The sequence below is a fragment of the Nonomuraea sp. ATR24 genome, assembly GCF_041950485.1.
Lineage (GTDB): Bacteria > Actinomycetota > Actinomycetes > Streptosporangiales > Streptosporangiaceae > Nonomuraea > Nonomuraea ceibae.
On sequence record NZ_JBGNUU010000001.1, the window covers coordinates 567142 to 581564 of the forward strand.

At 72.2% G+C, this 14423-nt stretch carries 17 protein-coding genes and 2 tRNA genes; 6 read left to right on the forward strand and 13 right to left on the reverse strand.

The window, feature by feature from the left end; genetic code table 11:
- Positions 1-43: 43 nt before the first annotated feature.
- The 3 genes from thiD to ACBI99_RS02705 form a co-directional block, all read right to left on the reverse strand.
- The gene (thiD, locus tag ACBI99_RS02695; RefSeq protein WP_219507019.1) at positions 44-856 is read right to left on the reverse strand and encodes a bifunctional hydroxymethylpyrimidine kinase/phosphomethylpyrimidine kinase; all 813 of its coding nucleotides are present in this window, start codon (positions 854-856) and stop codon (positions 44-46) included.
- Positions 857-864: 8 nt separating this feature from the next.
- Positions 865-2574 (reverse strand): hypothetical protein, encoded by a 1710-nt coding sequence (locus ACBI99_RS02700; protein WP_357586926.1) that lies wholly within the window; start codon positions 2572-2574, stop codon positions 865-867.
- 126 nt (positions 2575-2700) lie between these two features.
- Positions 2701-3687: a thiamine-phosphate kinase gene (locus ACBI99_RS02705; RefSeq protein WP_308125829.1), complete on the reverse strand. Its 987-nt coding sequence runs from the start codon at positions 3685-3687 to the stop codon at positions 2701-2703.
- Between the two features lie 47 nt (positions 3688-3734).
- Between ACBI99_RS02705 and ACBI99_RS02710 the strand changes: the two genes are divergently transcribed.
- The gene (locus tag ACBI99_RS02710; RefSeq protein ID WP_219507021.1) at positions 3735-3968 is read left to right on the forward strand and encodes an Lrp/AsnC family transcriptional regulator; all 234 of its coding nucleotides are present in this window, start codon (positions 3735-3737) and stop codon (positions 3966-3968) included.
- A gap of 13 nt (positions 3969-3981) precedes the next feature.
- Complete coding sequence (locus ACBI99_RS02715) at positions 3982-4413, forward strand: DUF3515 family protein (RefSeq protein WP_375071603.1); 432 nt, start codon at positions 3982-3984, stop codon at positions 4411-4413.
- Here the strand turns inward: ACBI99_RS02715 and ACBI99_RS02720 are convergent.
- From ACBI99_RS02720 to ACBI99_RS02730, 3 genes are all read right to left on the reverse strand, one after another.
- On the reverse strand, positions 4396-5493 hold the full coding sequence (locus ACBI99_RS02720) for a D-alanine--D-alanine ligase family protein (RefSeq protein WP_219507024.1): 1098 nt from the start codon (positions 5491-5493) through the stop codon (positions 4396-4398). The genes ACBI99_RS02715 and ACBI99_RS02720 overlap by 18 nt on opposite strands.
- A gap of 61 nt (positions 5494-5554) precedes the next feature.
- On the reverse strand, positions 5555-6565 hold the full coding sequence (locus ACBI99_RS02725; protein ID WP_219507026.1) for an NAD(P)H-dependent glycerol-3-phosphate dehydrogenase: 1011 nt from the start codon (positions 6563-6565) through the stop codon (positions 5555-5557).
- Positions 6566-6569: 4 nt separating this feature from the next.
- Positions 6570-7280, reverse strand: a complete 711-nt coding sequence (locus tag ACBI99_RS02730) for a 1-acyl-sn-glycerol-3-phosphate acyltransferase (RefSeq protein ID WP_219507028.1) — start codon at positions 7278-7280, stop codon at positions 6570-6572.
- A gap of 79 nt (positions 7281-7359) precedes the next feature.
- Between ACBI99_RS02730 and cofC the strand changes: the two genes are divergently transcribed.
- Together cofC and ACBI99_RS02740 are read left to right on the forward strand one after the other, a co-directional pair.
- Positions 7360-8019: a 2-phospho-L-lactate guanylyltransferase gene (gene cofC, locus ACBI99_RS02735; protein ID WP_375071604.1), complete on the forward strand. Its 660-nt coding sequence runs from the start codon at positions 7360-7362 to the stop codon at positions 8017-8019.
- A gap of 10 nt (positions 8020-8029) precedes the next feature.
- A complete protein-coding gene (locus ACBI99_RS02740; protein ID WP_219507032.1) occupies positions 8030-8230 on the forward strand; it encodes a hypothetical protein in 201 nt (66 codons plus the stop codon).
- 51 nt (positions 8231-8281) lie between these two features.
- Here the strand turns inward: ACBI99_RS02740 and ACBI99_RS02745 are convergent, their stop codons facing one another.
- From ACBI99_RS02745 to leuC, 4 genes are all read right to left on the reverse strand, one after another.
- Complete coding sequence (locus tag ACBI99_RS02745) at positions 8282-8581, reverse strand: HU family DNA-binding protein (protein WP_219507033.1); 300 nt, start codon at positions 8579-8581, stop codon at positions 8282-8284.
- 100 nt (positions 8582-8681) lie between these two features.
- The gene (locus ACBI99_RS02750) at positions 8682-8930 is read right to left on the reverse strand and encodes a hypothetical protein (protein ID WP_375071605.1); all 249 of its coding nucleotides are present in this window, start codon (positions 8928-8930) and stop codon (positions 8682-8684) included.
- Entirely contained in the window at positions 8909-9496 is a 588-nt protein-coding gene (gene leuD, locus ACBI99_RS02755; protein WP_219517253.1) for a 3-isopropylmalate dehydratase small subunit, read from the reverse strand. The genes ACBI99_RS02750 and leuD overlap by 22 nt, the downstream gene beginning before the upstream one ends.
- Positions 9497-9507: 11 nt before the next feature.
- Positions 9508-10893 (reverse strand): 3-isopropylmalate dehydratase large subunit, encoded by a 1386-nt coding sequence (gene leuC / locus ACBI99_RS02760; RefSeq protein ID WP_219517254.1) that lies wholly within the window; start codon positions 10891-10893, stop codon positions 9508-9510.
- 66 nt (positions 10894-10959) lie between these two features.
- On the opposite strand from leuC, the gene ACBI99_RS02765 reads away from it, so the two are divergent.
- Entirely contained in the window at positions 10960-11676 is a 717-nt protein-coding gene (locus tag ACBI99_RS02765; RefSeq protein ID WP_049556902.1) for an IclR family transcriptional regulator, read from the forward strand.
- 58 nt (positions 11677-11734) lie between these two features.
- On the forward strand, positions 11735-13441 hold the full coding sequence (locus ACBI99_RS02770) for a hypothetical protein (protein ID WP_219517255.1): 1707 nt from the start codon (positions 11735-11737) through the stop codon (positions 13439-13441).
- A gap of 109 nt (positions 13442-13550) precedes the next feature.
- On the opposite strand, the gene ACBI99_RS02775 is transcribed toward ACBI99_RS02770, so the two are convergent.
- The 3 genes from ACBI99_RS02775 to ACBI99_RS02785 form a co-directional block, all read right to left on the reverse strand.
- Positions 13551-13623: transfer RNA gene (locus ACBI99_RS02775), tRNA-Glu, on the reverse strand.
- A gap of 18 nt (positions 13624-13641) precedes the next feature.
- A tRNA-Glu gene (locus tag ACBI99_RS02780) sits at positions 13642-13717 on the reverse strand.
- A gap of 76 nt (positions 13718-13793) precedes the next feature.
- The gene (locus ACBI99_RS02785) at positions 13794-14375 is read right to left on the reverse strand and encodes a hypothetical protein (protein ID WP_364176079.1); all 582 of its coding nucleotides are present in this window, start codon (positions 14373-14375) and stop codon (positions 13794-13796) included.
- Positions 14376-14423: the final 48 nt, after the last annotated feature.

Below are 14423 nucleotides of genomic sequence, written 5' to 3' on the forward strand. Positions count from 1 at the left end.
GCGAAGGCCGCAGGACGCCGCAGGCCCGCCGTACGGGCTCGGGTCACCGCTGGGTGCGCTGCTGCCAGGCGTGGTCGACCGGGCCGATGCCCGCGCCCAGGGGGAAGCCGTGGGCGATGGCGCCCGTCACGTACGCCTTGGCCTTGGCGACGGCGCCCGGCACGTCCTCGCCCAGGGCCAGGTGGGAGGCGATGGCGGAGGCGAGCGTGCAGCCGGTGCCGTGGGTGTGGCGGTTGTCGTGGCGTTCGGCGGTGAAGCGGTGCTCGGCGGCGCCGTCGGTGAGGAGGTCGACGGGCCTGCCGGGCAGGTGGCCGCCCTTGACCAGCACCCAGGTGGGCCCGAGCTCCAGGATGGCGTCGGCGGCCCGGCGCAGGTCGTCCTCGTCCTCGACCTTGACGCTGGTGAGCTGTTCCACCTCCCACAGGTTGGGGGTGACGACGGTGGCGACGGGCATCAGGCGCGTCCTGAGCGTCTCGACGGCCTCGGGCGCGAGCAGGGAGTCGCCGTGCTTGGACACGCCGACCGGGTCGACGACGAGCGGCGCGGGGTAGCCGGCCAGCTTCTCCGCGACCAGCTCGACCAGGGCGGGCGAGGCCAGCATGCCGGTCTTGACGGCCTGGGCGCCGATGTCGCCGAGCACCGAGTCGAGCTGCGCCCGCACCGCCTCGGGCGGCAGCTCCCAGTAGCCCTGGACGCCGATGGAGTTCTGCGCGGTGACCGCGGCGATCACGCTCATGCCGTGCACGCCCTGGGCCAGCATGGTCTTCAGATCGGCCTGAATGCCCGCACCGCCGCCGGAGTCGGATCCGGCGACGGTCAGCACGCGTGGGGGAGTCGAAACCGTCATATCCCCCATCCAACCACTTAGCTGACGGAACACTCCCCGCCGACCATGCCGCAGCTACGCGGCTGGCCCGCCTTGCCGAGGGCCTTGACGGTGATCTCACTGGAGTCGCCGGACGCGATCGTCGCCGGCAGGTCCACGATCAGCAGGTTCCCGTCCTGCGTCCAGGTGGCGCCGTCGACGTCCGTGACGCGGCCCCGTACGGGCAGCGACAGCGTGAGGGCGGTCAGCGGGCCGGCGGAGGAGTTGCGGACGTTCACGGCGGCGGTGTAGCCGGTGAGGCCCTGCTTGACCACGTCGAAGTCGACCCGCACGGAGGAGCCGCCGGCCGCGAGCTGGGTGGTGGCCGTCGGGGCCGGCTGGGTGGTGCTGTCCTGCCTGGGCCGGCCGTCGGCGTCACCCAGCGGGGACGTCTCCTCGCTGGGCGTCTCGGTCGGGATCTCCTCGATGATCTCGTCGACCGGCTCCTCCACAGGCTCCTGGGCCTGCTTGGACTTGGTCTTGGTCGGCTTGGGGGTCGGCGACGGGGTGCGGCGCGGCTGGACCGGGGCGTCGGTGGCCTTCGGGGCCGGCGGGTCGGCCGCCTCGCTCTCCTTCTCCGCCGGCTCGTCCTCCACCGGTTCCTCGGCGGGGTCCGCCACGGGCTCGGGGTCCTCGGCCGGAGGCTCGGACACGGCCGGGCCGGGCTGGTTGCTCGCCTGGACGGCGGCGCAGGCGCCGCCGGGGCAGTCGGCCGCGCCGCCGGAGCTCATCATCTTGACGCCCGCCACGGTGCCGCCGAGCACGATGGCGACGGCCGCCACGGAGAGCAGCGCCAGCTTGCCCCTGCCGCCGGACGGGGCGTCGTACGGGTCCTTGGGCGGCTTGCGGCGGCCACGGCGCGAGCTGGGCTCCGGCTCGGCGGGCTGCTCGCCGTCCGACGACCAGCCGGAGCCGAGGAAGCCGCTCTCGGCCTCGGCCCACGCGGGGGTGGGCGCGGCCATCGTCGGCTCGCCTGCCACCTTGACGTCGCCCGGCTCGGGCGGGCCTGCGGTGACGGGCGGGTCGAACCTCGCCGTGCGGTCGTCCGGGAAGGGGTTGAACGCGCCGGTCCGCTCCGCCGGGCCCTCGTCGAACGCCTCCCCGCCGGCGAACCCGCCGGGGCGGGCGTACGGGTTCGGGTGATCGCCGCCCACGGGCTCGAACGACCCCGTCTGCGGCCCCTGGTCGAACGGATTGGGGACCGGGACCTGCGGGTTCAGCGGGGGGTCCGGCTCGAACGGGTTCGGCTGCTTGGCCTGGCCGAAGGGGTCCGACGGCGGGCCGAAGACGGCCGTGCTGTCGTGCGGGGCCGGGTCGAAGACGCTGGGCCGGGACGGCGGCTGGGCGGCGGCCTCGGGGACGTCGTCCCAGGAGGCCGGGCGGGTGAAGGCGCCCGTGACCTCGAAGGGCTGGTCAGCCGGCGGGACCGGCCGTCCGGGCTCCGGCCGGGGCGACGCGGCGAAGGCGCCGGTGACCTCGAACGGGTCGGACTGCGGCACGGCTGAGGACGGGGCGTCGTCCCGCTGGGGCATGGGCGACCACTGGCCCGTCACCTCGACCTGGTCGGGCAGTGACGGCCAGCCTGGCTCGGACGGCTTGCCCTCCGAGCCCCAGAAGGACTCGGGCTGCTCGTCGTGCGAACCCCAGAAGGCGCTGGTTTCCCCCCGTTCGTCCCCATCTTCGGATCCACCGGTGCCGTGGCGGCCCATGACAGCCCTCTCTGCCGGTTACAGTTGGCCGCCAATCTTCATAACACCTTTACTACGCCTTTGTCCCAACATTCCCCGCAGTCACGCCGGAAATCCGGAAAATACTACGCAAATCGGGCTAGTTGGTCACCTAAAGTGATCCCATCCGCCGGGCCCGGTCTCACGCCCCGTGACCCCGACGCCCTCCCCCTCGACCACGCGCCCCACGACCTGCCAGGAGGCGGGAAGCCGCACGTCAGGAGGGAACGTGGCGGCCAGGGCGTGGTCCTCGCCGCCGGTGAGCACCCAGTCGAGCGGATCGGCGCCCAGCTCCTTGGCCGCCGCGGCCACCGGCTCCGCCACCGGGAGCGCCCCCGGGTCCAGCTCGACGCGCACCCCGCTGGCCGCGGCCACGTGGCCCAGGTCCTGCAGCAGCCCGTCGCTCACGTCCAGCATGGCGCTCGCGCCCAGCCGAGCCGCCTCCGGCCCGCACGCGTAGGGCGGGCTGGGCCGCCGGTGGCCGGCCACCACGTCACCCCAGCGCGGCTCCCGTTCGGCCTGCTCGCCGCCGGTGGCGCGGCCCGCCTCCAGCAGGGCCAGCCCGGCCGCCGAATAGCCCAGGCGGCCCGCCACGGCCACCACGTGCCCAGGCCGGGCGGCGGCACGGGTCACCGGCGCGCGACCCTGGAGGTCGCCCAGCGCCGTCACCCCGATGACGACCAGGTCGCAGCGGGTGACGTCGCCCCCGGCCACACTGGCCCCTACCAGGGCGCACTCCTCGCGGAAGCCGTCGGTGAGGCCGTCGAGCCAGGTGAGGGGCAGGTCGGCGGGCATCCCGAGCCCGACCACGATGGAGGTGGGCACCGCGCCCATGGCGGCCACGTCGGCCAGGTTCTGGGCCGCGGCCTTGCGGCCGACGTCGTAGCCGCTGGACCAATGGCGGCGGAAGTGCCTACCCTCGATCAGGAGATCTGTAGATACCACGACGCGCCCGTCCGGCGCGCTGACCATCGCGGCGTCGTCGCCCGGCCCCAGCAGCACCGCGGCGCCCTGAGGCAGGCGCGCGGCGATGCGGGCCACAACTCCGAACTCGCCGAGTTCACCGACTGTGATGACGCACCTCCTGACGCTCACAGGGTACGGTGGCCCTTCGGCGTGATCCAATCGCCTGGGAGGACGTAATGGTGCAGGCCTACATCCTTATTCAGACCGAGGTCGGCAAGGCGGCGGCGGTGGCCCACGAGATCTCCGGCATCACCGGGGTGACTCAGGCGGAAGACGTGACGGGCCCCTACGACGTGATCGTGCGCGCCGAGGCTCGCAACGTCGACGAGCTGGGCAAGCTCGTCGTGGCCCAGATTCAGGCCGTGGAGGGCATCACGCGTACCCTTACGTGTCCGATCGTCCATATCTGAGGTAGATCTTTCCATGCGTACGGCCTCCGTCCTGCTTGTCCTGCTCGCACTGGCCGGATGCGGTGGCGCCGTCCAGGTCGAACCGCCCAAGCCCGAGGGTGAGGCGGTGGCGGCCTGCGACCGGCTGGCCGGCCTGCTGCCCGCCAAGATCGGGGCCGACGGGCGCACGGAGTCCACGCCCGCCTCCCCGTACGTCGCGGTGTGGGGGCCGGGCACGGTCGCGTTGCGCTGCGGCGTGCCCAGGCCGGCCAGGATGGCGCCCACCGACCAGCTCCAGGAGATCAACGGGGTGGGCTGGTTCGCCGATCCCGAACGGCCCACCCTGTTCACCGCCGTCGCCGCCCCGCTCTACGTGGAGGTCACGGTCGGCGGCTCGCACGTGGCCCCCGAGGTGCTCGCCGAGCTGTCGGGCCCGATCGGCCAGGTGTCAGCGCAGCCCCGGTGACCGGTTGAGCGCGAGCTGCACGAGCCGGTCGACCAGCGCCGGGTAGGGCAGCCCGGAGGCGGCCCAGAGCTGCGGCGCCACCGACAGCGCGGTGAAGCCCGGCATGGTGTTGATCTCGTTGAGCACCAGCCGCCCGTCGGGCGTGTAGAAGAAGTCGACCCGCGCCAGCCCCTCGCACTCCAGCGCCTCGAACGCGCGCACCGCCATCGCGCGCAGCTCCTCGGCCGCCTCGGCCGGGATGTCGGCGGGCACGGTGAGCGACATCTGGTCGGGGTAGTACTTGGCCTCGAAGTCGAAGAACTCCTGGCCGCCCTCGACCCTGACCTCGCCGGGCGCCGACGCTGCGGGCGGGTCGTCGCCGAGCGACTCCAGCACCGCGCACTCGACCTCGCGCCCGGTCATGGCCTCCTCGATGAGGACCTTGGGGTCGTGCTGCCTGGCGAACTCCACGGCCCGCTCCAGCTCGGCCCGGTCGTGGGCCTTGGAGATGCCCTGCGAGGACCCGGCCCTGGCCGGCTTGACGAACACCGGCCAGCCGAGCTGCTCCTCGGCCTCCTTCACCACCCGGTCGCGGTCGAGCCGCCAGTCACGGTCGCGGACCACCACGTAGCGGCCGATCGGCAGCCCGGCGGCGGCCAGGACCGTCTTCATGTAGCCCTTGTCCATGCCGACCGCGCTGGCCAGCACGCCGGAGCCGACGTAGCGGACCCCGGCCATCTCCAGCAGCCCCTGGATGGTGCCGTCCTCGGCGAACGGCCCGTGCATGACCGGGAACACCACGTCGACCGAGCCCAGCTCGACCGGGATGCTGCCCGGGTCGTAGGCCACGAGGGAGCTGCCGCCCGAAGGCAGCGCGAGCGCCGCGCCGGTGGTCTCGACGGCGGGCAGCTCGCCTTCCTCGATCTGGAAGCGCTGATCGGCCGAGGCCAGCACCCACCTGCCGTCCTGGGCGATCCCGATGGGGATCACCTCGTACTTGCTCCTGTCGATCGCCTCCAGCACGCTGCCCGCCCCCATCAGGGACACGGCATGCTCGGAATTGCGACCTCCGAAAACGACGGCGACGCGTGGCTTGCTCATGAGGTCCGAATCTACCGGCGCGCTCCGCCCACAGCGAGTCAAGCACGCGTGTTTCGGGACATCAGACGCCGTAACGCTCGGGTTTGGGTGAGCGCGACATGAGCAGCATCCCCGCCTCCGCAGGCGACATGCCGTCGTGGACGACGCCGACGACGACTTCGGTGATCGGCATTTCCACGTCGTGTTTCCTGGCCAGCTCCAGCACCGACTCGCAGGACTTGACGCCCTCGGCGGTCTGCCGGGTGGCGGCGACGACCTCCTCCAGCGTCATGCCGCGCCCCAGGTTCTCGCCGAAGGTGCGGTTGCGTGACAGCGGCGAGGTGCAGGTGGCGACCAGGTCGCCCATGCCGGCCAGCCCGGCGAACGTGTGCGGGTCGGCGCCGAGCGCGGCGCCCAGGCGGGAGATCTCGGCCAGGCCCCGGGTCATCAGCAGCGCGCCCACGTTGTCGCCCATGCCCATGCCGGCGGCCACGCCGACGGCCAGCGCGATCACGTTCTTGACGGCGCCGCCGAGCTCCACGCCCACCACGTCGGTGTTGGTGTAGGGGCGGAACCACGGCGGCAGGTGGCACGCCTTCTGCAGCCGGTCGGCGACGCCCTCGTCGGCGCAGGCGACCACGGCGGCGGCGGGCTGGCGCTGGGCGATCTCCTTGGCCAGGTTGGGCCCGGAGACGACCGCCACCCGCTCCGGCGGCACCCCGGCGACCTCGCGGATCACCTCGCTCATCCGCTTGGTGGTGCCGAGCTCGATGCCCTTCATGAGGCTGACCAGCACCGCGTCACGCGGGATGTGCTCGCGCCAGGCGGTCAGGTTGGCCCGCAGCGTCTGCGAGGGCACGGCCAGCACCACGAAGTCGGCCCCGTCGAGCGCCTCGGCGACGTCGGTGGTGGCGCGCAGCGAGGTTGGCAGCGCGACGCCGGGCAGGTAGTCGGCGTTCATGTGGGTGCGGTCGATCGCCTCGACCACTTCGGGGCGGCGCCCGTACAGGACGGTCTTGTTGCCGGCCTCGGCGAGGATCATCGCGAACGTGGTCCCCCAGGAGCCGGTGCCGAACACGGCGGCCTTGGTCATCTCGTCACCGTCCGGCGGGATCGTAGGGAGTCTCGGGAGCCTTCTCGCCGCGCAGCTCGGCGAGCTGGGCGGTGAGCGCGGCCATGATGTCGGCCGTGGCCTCGCGCAGCACGTCGGCGTGCGGCGGCCGGCCGGCGTAGCGCGACAGGTCGACCGGGGGGCCGACCAGCACGCGGAACGTCTTGCGGGGGAAGATCCTGGGCCGCTTCTGGCCGTAGGGCAGCAGCTCGTGGGCGCCCCAGTGGGCGATGGGGATCACCTGGACGCCGCTCTCCAGGGCCAGCCTGGCGGCGCCGGTCTTGCCCACCATCGGCCACAGGCGGGGATCGCGGGTGCAGGTGCCCTCGGGGTAGAACAGGATCGCGCCGCCGTCCTTGAGCCGCTGCTCCGACTCCCGCAGCGACCTGGCGGCGTCCGCGCTGCCCCGGTAGACGGGGATGGCGCGCAGCGAGCGCACCGCGTGACCCAGCAGCGGCACCTTGAACAGCGCCGCCTTCGCCAGGATGATCGGCCAGCGGCCGTTGTTGTAGAGGAAGTGCGACAGCAGCACCGGGTCGGCCCACGACAGGTGATTGGCCACGATGATCACGCCTCCCGTGCGCGGGAGGCGGTCGCCGCGGCGCCAGTCTTTCTTGACCAGGAGCCACGAGAGCGGTTTCACGATCACGACGGCCAGGGTTTCCCAGAAACGCGACGGTCGCGTGACGCGGCTCATGGTCTCCTCCAACACCTCTGGTATGCGCCCAAGTCTCCCGGTTGGCCGCCAGGGATGTCGAGGCGCGATGCTTAAGCCTATGAGCATCCGCTGGTCGCTGGTCATTCCGGTGAAGACCCTGGTAGCGGCGAAGACCCGGCTGGCCGCCGCCACGGGCCCGCACCGCACGCGGCTCGCCGTCGCGGTCGCCTGCGACACCGTCACTGCCGCCCTCGCCTGCCCGGCGGTCGCCAGGGTAATCGTGGTGACGGCCGACCCGGCCGCCGCGGGGCCGCTGGCCGGGCTCGGCGCCGACGTGGTGCACGACCCGGACCGGGGGCTCAACACGGCGCTGCGCACCGGCGCGGCGCACGCGGTGCGGCTGGCGCCCGGCGACCCCGTCGGAGCGCTCCAGGCCGACCTGCCGGCGCTGCGCCCGGCGGAGCTGGCGATCGCACTGGGGGCCGCCGCCGAGTTCGACCAGGCGTTCGTGCCCGACGCGCTCGACGTCGGCACCACCTTCTACGGCGTACGGCCCGGCAGGCCCTTCCGGCCCCGGTTCGGCGGCGAGTCACGGGCCAAGCACCTGGCGGGCGGGGCCAAGGAGCTGACCCCGGAGGGCATCGACTCGCTGCGGCGCGACGTCGACACACCGGACGACCTGCGCGCCGCCATCACGCTCGGCCTGGGCGCCCACACGGCGGCGGTGGTAGCGGAGCTGTGGCCCGACGGCGGTGACGGCGGCGGTGATCAGGTCTAGGCTGGAACGCATGCAGGGGACGGTGCGCAGCTTCGACGAGGCCACCCGGTCCGGCTCGGTCTTCCTCGACGACGGGACCGTGCTGACCTTCCCCGCCCATGCCTTCGACGCCGGGCCGCTGCTGCTGTTGCGCACCGGCCAGCGGGTCAACTTCACGGTGTCCGGCGGCGAGATCGGCTACATCACGCTGTCGACCTTCCCGCTGCCGTGAAAAGGCCCGGACCCCCGTAAAGGGAGCCCGGGCCTTTCGCCGCTGCGGTGCCTACTTCTTCTTCGCGGCCTTCTTGCCGCCCTCGTTCACCAGATCCTTGAAGTCCGAACCGGGGCGGAACTTGGGCGCCCAGCTCTCCGCCACCTTGATCTCGGCGCCGGTCGAAGGGTTCCTGGCCGTCCTGGCCGGCTTGTGCACCATCTCGAAGGCGCCGAAGCCCGTGATCGAGACCTTGTCGCCGTTGGCCACTGCCTTCTGGACGGCGTCGATGACCGCGTTGACGGCCTCTGTCGCCGTCTTCCTGTCGCCGACGCGATCCGCGATGGCGTCGACGAGTTCCCGCTTGTTCATGAAAGTTTCTGCTCCCCCAGTTACGGCTCGGGGTTCCAGCTCACGAGTCTGACGTAGAAACCCCTTACGCGCTCGAAAGTAGGCGGGATCGGGGGGGAACTCAATCACCCGGCGTGTTTTCGTCCTCGCGTGGCGTGTCGGCGGCCTCGTCGAGAACGGCCAGGAAGTTGTCCAGGCGGGCGGCCGCGCGGCCGGGATCGAGCTTGGCCTGGTCGCAGATGGACAGGTAGTGGCGCGCCAGCCGCTCGCGGTCGGCGCGGTCGGTCAGGGGCAGCATGCGGACGCGGCGGTGCGCTTCGCGCAACCGCCGCGCCAGCTCGTCGTCGTCTAGACGGTGGTCGGCAGCCATGGCTGCCGACCATTCTCGTACGTGGCGATGTCGTCGGCGTGACGCAGGGTCAGCCCGATGTCGTCCAGGCCCTCCATGAGCCGCCAGCGGGTGTAGTCGTCGATCTCGAAGGCGACGGTCTCGCCGGCCCAGCGGACCTGGCGCTCGGCCAGGTCGACGGTCACCTGGAGGCCCGGGTCGGCCTCCACGGCGTCCTGCAGCGCCTCGACCTTGTCGCCCGGCAGCACGACCGGCAGCAGCCCCATCTTGGTGGAGTTGTTGCGGAAGATGTCGCCGAACCGGGCGGCGATCACGACGCGGAACCCGTACTGCTGGAGCGCCCACACGGCGTGCTCACGCGAGGAGCCGGTGCCGAAGTCGGGGCCGGAGACCAGGACGGACGCGCCCGAGTAGGCGGGGTCGTTGAGGACGAAGGACGGGTCCTCGCGCCAGGCGGCGAACAGGCCCTTCTCGAACCCGGTGCGGCTGACCTGCTTGAGCCAGACGGCCGGGATGATCTGGTCGGTGTCGACGTTGCTGCGGCGCAGCGGCACCGCCGTACCGGTGTGGGTGGTGAAGGCTTCCATCGGTGGGTCTCCTAGAGGTCGGCGGGGGCGGTCAGGCGGCCGGTGACGGCGGTCGCGGCGGCGACCTGCGGCGACACCAGATGGGTGCGGCCACCCTTGCCCTGGCGGCCCTCGAAGTTGCGGTTGGAGGTGGAGGCGCTGCGCTCGCCCGGCTGGAGGGTGTCGGGGTTCATGCCGAGGCACATGGAGCAGCCGGCCTCGCGCCACTCGGCGCCGGCGGCCTTGAACACCTCGTGCAGGCCCTCCTCCTCGGCCTGGCGCTTGACCAGCATCGAGCCGGGGACGATGAGCGTGCGCGTCCTGACCTGGCGGCCGCGCAGGATCTCGGCGGCCGAGCGCAGGTCCTCGATGCGGCCGTTGGTGCACGAGCCGACGAAGACGGTGTCGACCTCGATGTCGCGCAGCGGGGTGCCGGCGGTCAGGCCCATGTATTCGAGGGCGCGCTCGGCGGCCGAGCGGGCGACCGGGTCGGCGAAACTCTCCGGGGCGGGGACGCTGTCGCTCAGCGGCAGGCCCTGGCCGGGGTTCGTGCCCCAGGTGACGTACGGCGTCAGCGTCGAGGCGTCGATCTCGACGACCTTGTCGAAGACGGCGTCGTCGTCGCTCCTGAGCGTCTTCCAGTAGGCGACGGCCTGGTCCCACGCCTCGCCCGACGGCGCGTGCGGGCGGCCCTTGAGGTAGGCGAACGTGGTCTCGTCGGGCGCGATCAGGCCGGCCCTGGCGCCCGCCTCGATGGACATGTTGCACACCGTCATGCGGCCCTCCATGGAGAGCTTGCGCACGGCCTCGCCGCGGTACTCGACGATGTAGCCCTGGCCGCCGCCGGTGCCGATCTTGGCGATGATGGCCAGGATCAGGTCCTTGGCGGTGACGCCGACGGGCAGCTCGCCGGAGACCTCGATGGCCATCGTCTTAGGCCGGTAGGCGGGCAGCGTCTGGGTGGCCAGCACGTGCTCGACCTCGGAGGTGCCGATGCCGAACGCGATGCCGCCGAACGCGCCGTGGGTGGAGGTGTGGGAGTCGCCGCACACGATCGTCATGCCGGGCTGCGTCAGGCCGAACTGCGGGCCGATGATGTGGACCACGCCCTGGCCGGCGTCGCCCATCGGGTGGAGCCGCAGGCCGAACTCGGCGGCGTTCTTGCGCAGGGTCTCGACCTGCGTCTTGGACACCGGGTCGGAGATCGGGCCGAGGACGGTCGGCACGTTGTGGTCCTCGGTGGCGATGGTGAGATCGGGCCTTCGCACGGTCCGGCCGGCGAGACGGAGACCGTCGAACGCCTGCGGGCTGGTCACCTCGTGGATGAGGTGCAGGTCGATGTAGAGCAGGTCGGGCTCGCCGTCGGCGCGGCGCACGACGTGCTGCTCCCAGACCTTCTCGGCCAGTGTGCGGCCCATGGGATCTCCTCCTTGAGACAGACCTCCGACTTGCCTTCTCATATGTCGAGACGGCAGTATCGGTGTATGGACAACTCTAGCGGAGTCGGAGTACTGGACAAGGCCGTTCTGGTGCTCAACGCCCTCGAAGCCGGACCGGCGTCACTGGCGCAGCTCGTCCAGGCCACCGGCCTGGCACGCCCCACGGCCCACCGGCTGGCCGTCGCCCTTGAGCACCACCGCATCGTGACCCGTGACACGCAGGGCAGGTTCGTGCTCGGCCCCAGGCTTTCGGAGTTGTCCACGGCCGCCGGCGAGGACCGCCTGCTCGCGGTCGCCGCGCCCGTGCTCATGCAGCTGAGGGACCTGACCGGCGAGAGCGCGCAACTCTACCGGCGGCAGGGCGACGAGCGGGTGTGCGTGGCCGCCGCCGAGCGCTCCAGCGGCCTGCGCGACACCGTGCCCGTCGGCTCGGCGCTGCCGATGACCGCCGGGTCGGCGGCCCAGATCCTGCTGGCCTGGGAGGAGCCCGACCGGCTGCACCGGGGGCTGCGCGGCGCCAAGTTCACCGCCGCCACCCTCGCCTCCGTGCGGCGCCGGGGGTGGGCCCACAGCGTGGGAGAGCGCGAGCAGGGTGTGGCGAGCGTCTCAGCCGCCATAAGGGGCAGCGGCGGCAAGGTGATCGCGGCGGTCAGCGTGTCGGGTCCCATCGAGCGCCTGACCCGCGCCCCGGGGCGGCTGCACGCGGTGCCGGTGATGGCCGCGGCCGAGCGCATCACGGAGGCCATGCGACGCACGTCATGATCCGCCAAAGCCGGTATTTAGGGAGCCGAGTGCGTCGCTGGCGCACTAGCCTGAGTGCGTGACAGATCGCATCGAGGTAGCCGCCACTGAGCTGCGACCCCTGCTCGAAGAGTTCATCTTGTGGGCACGGACCAACGCGCCCGACAGCGACCCCGAGCTCGTGGGGCCCGCCGCACTGTGGCACCGTCTCGCCTTCTCGCAGGACCTCGGCACGTGGAAGCGCGCCGACCTGCGTAACCTGCTGCTCGATCGCATGCCGAAGGTCGTCGACGACCCCGACGCGGCCGCCGACGGCATGCTCCCCGCCGTCGACGCCTACCTGACCTTCCTGTCGAGCACCGGCAGGCTGGCCAAGGGCTCCGACAGCCTCGCCGATCTGCAGGCCGAGCTCGACGACGTGGAGGACGACTTCGTCGAGCTGATGGAAGACCTGATCGAGGACGTCGAGGACGAGGACGAGACGGGCGACCTCGGCGACTTCGAGCCCTTCGCCGACGATCTGGCCGACCTGCCCACGATCAGGCTGCGGCCCGACGCCGAGCTGGCCGCCGCCGCGCGCGCGGTGCCGCTCATCGCCAAGGCCCGCGACCTGGCCCTGTGGGTCGGCTCCGGCCGCCGCGTGGGCGAGGACACGCTGCTGTCCGACGCCGAGGTCGAGGAGGCGCTGGCCGCCGTCGGCCTGCCCAGGCCGGAGACCGAGGGCGCGCTCGCCGAGGCCGTGCCCGACCTGTGGAACCTGTGGAACCTCGCCGTCGACCTGGAGTTCCTGGAGCCGGGCGAGGGCAACACGGTGGCCGTGCAGGACGACACCGCCGAGTGGCCGTTCGACGACGACGAGGACGTGCTCGACGCCTGGATGCTCGGCCTCCACTCCGTCGACTACGGCGACCCCGAGCTGGCCGACGAGGACCTCACCATGGCCCTGGCCGGCCTCACCCGGGGCCTGCTGGTCAGGCTGCTGCTCGCGGGCGGCTCACGCGATCTGGCCGGGCTGCGGCGCGAGCTGGCCGAGGCCGCCGCCGAGATCGACGAGCTGGGCGCCCAGGCGTGGCACGAGGCGGGCGACCCGCTCGCCCCCGCGCTCACCTGGCTGGCCGGCTATGGCATGACGGAGGTCTCCGGCGACACCGTCAGCCTCACGCCGCTCGGCACCGAGGGCGTCGTCCACCTGCTCGACGACTCCGACATCGAGATCGACGCCCGGCCCGCCATCGAGTCGATGAGCGCGCACGAGCTGCTGGTCCTCAGCGCCGAGCTGCCCGAGGAGGAGGCCGACGCGGAGTTCGCCGCCTGGATGCGGCTGCGCGAGCCCGCCAAGGCCGCCGAGGAGCTGCTGGAGGCCGCCGCCAAGGACGGCGACGACGCGCTCATCCGGGTGCAGGCGGCCAGCGTCGTCGGCACGCTCGGCGAGGCCGCCGTGCCCGCCTGGCAGGCCGCGCTCGACGAGGTGTCGCTGCGCCCCTACGCGGCCACGCACCTGAGCCAGCTCGGCGTGGAGGGCGCGCCCGAGCCCACCCCTGACGACACCAACTGGCTGATCCTCGACATGTGGACCATCTCGGCCGGGCTGGGGCGGCAGGAGTTCGTGGGCAGCCTGCGCGACATCGGGCCGGAGCTGCTCAACAACCTGCTGGACGTGGTGTGGAAGATCCCGCACGCGCACGTGGAGGAGCTGCTGGACCTGATCTCCCAGGTGCATCCGGACAAGCAGATCGCCAAGGCGGCCCGGCGGGCGCTGTTCAAGGCACGGTCTGCCGCGCAGTAGGACGCACGACCGAGCGCGCCTCCCTCAACGGGGGGCGCGCTTTCGCGTCTCAGCTTCGGGAAAGAAAAAGACCCGGCGCCAGATGGGCCGGGTCTCACAGGTGAAGGAGTAGTCCCGACCGGATTCGAACCGGCGCTACCGCCTTGAGAGGGCGGCGTCCTGGGCCACTAGACGACGGGACCTTCATGAGCTTGTGACAGTGGTAGTCCCGACCGGATTCGAACCGGCGCTACCGCCTTGAGAGGGCGGCGTCCTGGGCCACTAGACGACGGGACCCTGTCCACAAGCTGGTGCCGGGCCTCCCCGGCAACGGACGTAACTCTACCGCACGGCGAGGAGCACAACCAAACCGCTATCGGGCCATCAGATCGGGCCTGCGCTGTCGTACCAGCTCACCCATCGGCCCGCGCTCCCACAGCGGGTCGATCGCGCCGAGCGGGATGCCGAGCCACTGCAGGCCGGACTCGGGGTGGACGGGCACCCGGGCCAGGTGGTCGCGCATCCAGCCGGGGACGCGGCCCGGCAGCACCCGCGAGCCCCAGCCGACGAGGCCGATCGTGCGCATCTCCCCGGCGCGCACCCGGACGCCGCCGGGGCGCCCGATGACCCTGCGGCCGGCCATCGGGCTCTCCACCACGTCGACGCGCTCGATGTCGGCCCACGCCAGCCGCAGGCGGAAGCCGTACGAGTCGGACAGCTCGACGCCCTGCGGCGAGAAGCGCACCACGGTGCCGTCGACCATCCGCCGGTATTTGACCGCGAGCACGCCGACGAGCGCGGCCGTGGCCGCGGCGGCGACGAGGACGCCGAGGAGCGTGCTCCGGGTGAGGATCGCGCCCAGCGCCAGGCAGACCGGGAAGAAGAGCGCGAGCGGCATCAGGAAGGGGGCGGCGAACGCGTAGAAGGAACCGCGACGCATCCGGAACTCGGTCATGAAAACAAGAAAGCGGATGTTTCTGATCGAAACATCCGCACTGTCACT

Excerpts from the sequence above, each read along its gene's own strand:
- ACBI99_RS02700 (WP_357586926.1), bottom strand. The coding sequence starts at position 2,574 with ATGGGCCGCCACGGCACCGGTGGATCCGAAGATGGGGACGAACGGGGG.
- ACBI99_RS02765 (WP_049556902.1), top strand. The coding sequence starts at position 10,960 with ATGGACAACTCTAGCGGAGTCGGAGTACTGGACAAGGCCGTTCTGGTG.
- ACBI99_RS02745 (WP_219507033.1), bottom strand. The coding sequence starts at position 8,581 with ATGAACAAGCGGGAACTCGTCGACGCCATCGCGGATCGCGTCGGCGAC.
- ACBI99_RS02785 (WP_364176079.1), bottom strand. The coding sequence starts at position 14,375 with ATGACCGAGTTCCGGATGCGTCGCGGTTCCTTCTACGCGTTCGCCGCC.
- thiD (WP_219507019.1), bottom strand. The coding sequence starts at position 856 with ATGGGGGATATGACGGTTTCGACTCCCCCACGCGTGCTGACCGTCGCC.
- ACBI99_RS02710 (WP_219507021.1), top strand. The coding sequence starts at position 3,735 with ATGGTGCAGGCCTACATCCTTATTCAGACCGAGGTCGGCAAGGCGGCG.
- cofC (WP_375071604.1), top strand. The coding sequence starts at position 7,360 with ATGAGCATCCGCTGGTCGCTGGTCATTCCGGTGAAGACCCTGGTAGCG.
- ACBI99_RS02715 (WP_375071603.1), top strand. The coding sequence starts at position 3,982 with ATGCGTACGGCCTCCGTCCTGCTTGTCCTGCTCGCACTGGCCGGATGC.
- leuC (WP_219517254.1), bottom strand. The coding sequence starts at position 10,893 with ATGGGCCGCACACTGGCCGAGAAGGTCTGGGAGCAGCACGTCGTGCGC.
- ACBI99_RS02740 (WP_219507032.1), top strand. The coding sequence starts at position 8,030 with ATGCAGGGGACGGTGCGCAGCTTCGACGAGGCCACCCGGTCCGGCTCG.
- ACBI99_RS02725 (WP_219507026.1), bottom strand. The coding sequence starts at position 6,565 with ATGACCAAGGCCGCCGTGTTCGGCACCGGCTCCTGGGGGACCACGTTC.
- ACBI99_RS02730 (WP_219507028.1), bottom strand. The coding sequence starts at position 7,280 with ATGAGCCGCGTCACGCGACCGTCGCGTTTCTGGGAAACCCTGGCCGTC.
- ACBI99_RS02720 (WP_219507024.1), bottom strand. The coding sequence starts at position 5,493 with ATGAGCAAGCCACGCGTCGCCGTCGTTTTCGGAGGTCGCAATTCCGAG.
- leuD (WP_219517253.1), bottom strand. The coding sequence starts at position 9,496 with ATGGAAGCCTTCACCACCCACACCGGTACGGCGGTGCCGCTGCGCCGC.
- ACBI99_RS02750 (WP_375071605.1), bottom strand. The coding sequence starts at position 8,930 with ATGGCTGCCGACCACCGTCTAGACGACGACGAGCTGGCGCGGCGGTTG.